Annotated in this window: 4 protein-coding genes; all 4 read left to right on the forward strand. The window is 39.2% G+C overall.

The features are described from left to right. The first annotated feature begins 675 nt into the window (after positions 1 to 675). The 4 genes from BFN00_RS15375 (at position 676) to BFN00_RS15390 (ending at position 3,780) form a co-directional block, all read left to right on the forward strand. Entirely contained in the window at positions 676 to 951 is a 276-nt protein-coding gene (locus BFN00_RS15375; RefSeq protein ID WP_001133624.1) for a metal/formaldehyde-sensitive transcriptional repressor, read from the forward strand. 21 nt (positions 952 to 972) lie between these two features. Next, positions 973 to 2,085, forward strand: coding sequence for an S-(hydroxymethyl)glutathione dehydrogenase/class III alcohol dehydrogenase (locus BFN00_RS15380; RefSeq protein WP_004897268.1), 1,113 nt, complete (start codon positions 973 to 975; stop codon positions 2,083 to 2,085). Positions 2,086 to 2,313: 228 nt separating this feature from the next. Beyond that, complete coding sequence (gene fghA / locus BFN00_RS15385; RefSeq protein WP_004897267.1) at positions 2,314 to 3,144, forward strand: S-formylglutathione hydrolase; 831 nt, start codon at positions 2,314 to 2,316, stop codon at positions 3,142 to 3,144. A gap of 333 nt (positions 3,145 to 3,477) precedes the next feature. After that, positions 3,478 to 3,780: a putative quinol monooxygenase gene (locus tag BFN00_RS15390; protein ID WP_004897265.1), complete on the forward strand. Its 303-nt coding sequence runs from the start codon at positions 3,478 to 3,480 to the stop codon at positions 3,778 to 3,780. Positions 3,781 to 3,944: the final 164 nt, after the last annotated feature.

A 3,944-nucleotide genomic window follows, 5' to 3' on the forward strand; every position in this document is an offset into this window, starting at 1 on the left:
GATGTTGGTGTTGCATAGGAGTACGAGAGAGAAGGAATTTGAATAAGTGGAGGTGGGGTGGGGGGGTGGATGGGGGTTTGTTTTGTTTTTTTTTTGTCTCGTGGGCTCGGAGATGTGTATAAGAGACAGTCACTATTTGCAACAGTGCCGTTTAAATTCATGATCACCAAAATTTTCTAGGATAAGAGCATTCATCATCTTATTCATAGTTATTCCTTATTCTTAACTGGGGGATGATATGCACAGTACCAAAATAAATTAATCCAATAAATGATATTTATAGGATTTAATAATTCCTAAATAATGAATAATAAATATCATCCGCTCACTAAAAATATTCTAGTACAGTCTGTAAAGGCAGTTTAATCTAAACTGTCGGTAGTATTTTCAAGGCTTGAAACGTTCAAAATATCTACAAAGTGGCTAAAATTTGAAACATAATTCTAAAAGGTCACAGCATCACAAAGAACATGAGCCAAAATAAAAAAATGGGAGCTGAAAGTCCCATTCTTTGTGACTTTAGCATCAGCTCTACGATGTTAATTTAAAAAAAAACTAAAAACAGGGATAGAAAATTTTCGCTAAAGGTCTTTTTGATTTTCGATTTATAAAAAATATTGCTTTTTTTATACTATGGGGTACTATAGTATTAATGCTAGCAAGTAAGGAGGTCTGATGCCTAATCAGGTTGAAGACAAAAAAAAGATTCTTCTACGCGTCAGAAAGATCAAAGGTCAGACGCAAGCGATTGAAAAAGCGTTAGAAGACAATGTGGAATGTGGTGCAATTCTGCAACAAATATGCTCTGTGCGTGGTGCTATTAATGGTTTAATGAATGAAATGTTGGAGGTTCATTTAAAGGACACTTTAGTATCAGGTGAAACTACAGAACAACAACGAAAAGAAGAATTGGCTGAAATCGCCAAGATTCTAAAATCATATTTAAAATAGATCTGTATAAGGAATTATTCCATGAAGTCACGTGCTGCTGTTGCGTTTGGTCCTGGTCAACCTCTTCAAATTGTTGAAGTTGATGTTGCACCACCGAAGAAAGGTGAAGTATTAATCAAGATCTCCCATACCGGTGTGTGTCATACAGACGCATTTACTTTATCTGGCGATGATCCTGAAGGTGTTTTTCCTGCTATTCTCGGGCATGAAGGTGCTGGTGTTGTAGTTGAGGTTGGTGAAGGCGTGACTAGCGTCAAACCAGGTGATCACGTAATTCCACTTTACACTGCTGAATGTGGCGAGTGCGTATTCTGTAAATCTGGAAAATCGAACTTGTGTATTTCCGTTCGCGAAACTCAAGGTAGAGGTGTAATGCCAGATGGTACCACTCGTTTTTCCTACAATGGTCAACCGATTTATCACTATATGGGCTGCTCAACGTTCAGTGAATACACTGTAGTGGCAGAAGTATCATTGGCTAAAATCAATCCTGAAGCCAATCACGAACATGTCTGCTTACTGGGTTGTGGTGTCACAACGGGTATCGGTGCAGTACACAACACGGCTAAAGTACAAGAAGGTGATAGTGTTGCGGTCTTTGGTTTAGGTGGTATTGGTCTGGCAGTCGTACAAGCCGCACGTCAAGCTAAAGCAGGGCGTATTATTGTAGTTGACATGAATCCAGATAAATTTGCGCTGGCAAAAGAGTTTGGTGCAACGGACTTCTTGAACCCTAAAGACTACGACAAACCAATCCAGCAAGTCATTGTCGAAATGACTGGCTGGGGTGTAGATCATTCATTTGAATGTATTGGTAACGTGAATGTAATGCGTGCAGCCCTTGAAAGTGCACACCGTGGCTGGGGACAATCCGTAATTATTGGTGTAGCTGGCGCAGGTCAGGAAATCTCTACCCGTCCATTCCAGCTTGTTACTGGTCGTAAATGGCTAGGTTCTGCCTTTGGTGGCGTAAAAGGTCGTACGCAACTTCCAGGAATGGTTGAAGATGCCATGAACGGTAAAATTCAATTAGAACCATTTGTGACACATACGATGGGCTTGGATCAGATCAATGAAGCCTTTGATCTAATGCATGAAGGTAAGTCAATTCGTACTGTAATTCATTACGAATAATTCCGTCAGACCTTATACTTTTCCATGCATGTGCATCATGAATGACATGCATGGAATTCTCCAAAACGGCACATCATCTGTAAAACAGATCTATCTGTGTAGGCATCGTGTATAGGTTCAATCAACCTGCCTACATTTTAAATCTTTATCACTATTCTCTGTGGAGAATGTCGGACTCTTTGTTTACTCGATTTCTCATGAAGTCTTGCTCAACATAGGTAATTGATTATGGAAATAATTGAGAAACATGCTTCTTTTGGTGGATCGCAAGAAGTGTATCGCCATCAGTCAATAGCATTAAACTGTTCAATGAAATTCTCAATATATCTGCCACCTCATGACAAAGATGAGCGGTTGCCAGTTTTATATTGGTTATCAGGACTGACTTGCAACGAACAGAACTTTATTACTAAAGCCGGAGCACAAAAGTATGCGGCTGAACATAAAGTCATTATTGTTGCACCAGATACCAGCCCACGTGGAGAAGATGTACCAGATCATGCAGATTATGATTTAGGCCAAGGTGCAGGATTCTATGTGAATGCAACACAAGCACCTTGGTCACAGCATTTCAAAATGTATGATTATATTGTGGAAGAGCTCAGAAATCTGATTGACCTAAATTTTCCGACCAATCAAGTCCAAAGTATTATGGGTCATAGCATGGGTGGTCATGGTGCATTAGTAATTGGGTTAAAAAATCCTGAGCTGTATAAAAGTATTTCTGCTTTTGCACCGATTGTTGCACCTAGCCAAGTACCTTGGGGGAAAAAGGCTTTCACACATTACCTAGGTGAAACCGAAACTTTATGGAAAAGCTATGATGCGATTGAATTAATCAAAAACGCTGAAGTTCATATACCTATTTTAGTCGATCAGGGAACAGCTGATGATTTTCTTGAAGAACAGTTAAGGCCTAAGCTTCTTAGTGATATGTGTTTGGAACAAGAATATCCTCTTACACTTAACCTAAGAGAAGGGTATGACCATAGCTATTACTTCATTGCGAGCTTTATAGAGAAACATATAGAGTTTCACAGCAAACTCCTAGCTAAATAACTTTGATAGATATGAGGATGTACATGTTGTTCTTGAATGCTTCTTGAGCAATATAATTTTCAGATGAAGAGGTCAGCTTATAAATCTAAGGTAGAGTCAATTGATCCTTATATAACTAAGATTGAATTTAACCATCTCATATCTTAATTTTTTGATTCAAATGTTAATGATATTAACTTGAATAAATTCATAGCATTATGTCGGAATAAAAAAACAGATTTTGGCTCAGCTATGGGATTTTTTTTTAACTTTTATACAACAAAACTTTCTGACATGCATACATTAGCAATGTCAGAATCAGTTTTAATTCTAGTCAATTGTGGAGTTTTAGTCATGCTTAAAACAGCTTTATATGTCCGCCTTGAAGCTAAACCGGGTAAAGAAGACGAAGTGGAAGCTTTCCTTAAAGCCGGTTTACATATTGTAATGGAAGAACCTGCGACAGTTGCGTGGTTTGGCCTACGTCTTGGACCTACAACATTTGGTATATTTGATGCATTTCCTGATGAGGCGGGTCGCCAAGCACATCTATCTGGCAAGGTTGCAGCTGCTTTGATGGCTCAGGCCGATGAGCTATTTTCAGAGCCACCGTCTATTGAAAAAGTAGATGTTTTGGCGAGTAAACTACCAGCTTAAACCGACGCTTAAATGTATGAGTGTGCTGCCTGAAATTTGGCACTGTTGCAAATAGTGATTTGCTGTCTCTTATACACATCTGACGCTGCCGACGATCTTACGCGTGTAGACCACTGCGGTCGCTGCTTCTCTATCAACCTATCCCTGTCACACTCACGATGCAT

Source organism: Acinetobacter sp. AR2-3, assembly GCF_001878775.1.
GTDB lineage: Bacteria > Pseudomonadota > Gammaproteobacteria > Pseudomonadales > Moraxellaceae > Acinetobacter > Acinetobacter lwoffii_D.

Bases quoted from the DNA above. Each gene is read 5' to 3' on its own strand.
- BFN00_RS15375 (WP_001133624.1), top strand. From the start codon at position 676: ATGCCTAATCAGGTTGAAGACAAAAAAAAGATTCTTCTACGCGTCAGA.
- BFN00_RS15380 (WP_004897268.1), top strand. From the start codon at position 973: ATGAAGTCACGTGCTGCTGTTGCGTTTGGTCCTGGTCAACCTCTTCAA.
- fghA (WP_004897267.1), top strand. From the start codon at position 2,314: ATGGAAATAATTGAGAAACATGCTTCTTTTGGTGGATCGCAAGAAGTG.
- BFN00_RS15390 (WP_004897265.1), top strand. From the start codon at position 3,478: ATGCTTAAAACAGCTTTATATGTCCGCCTTGAAGCTAAACCGGGTAAA.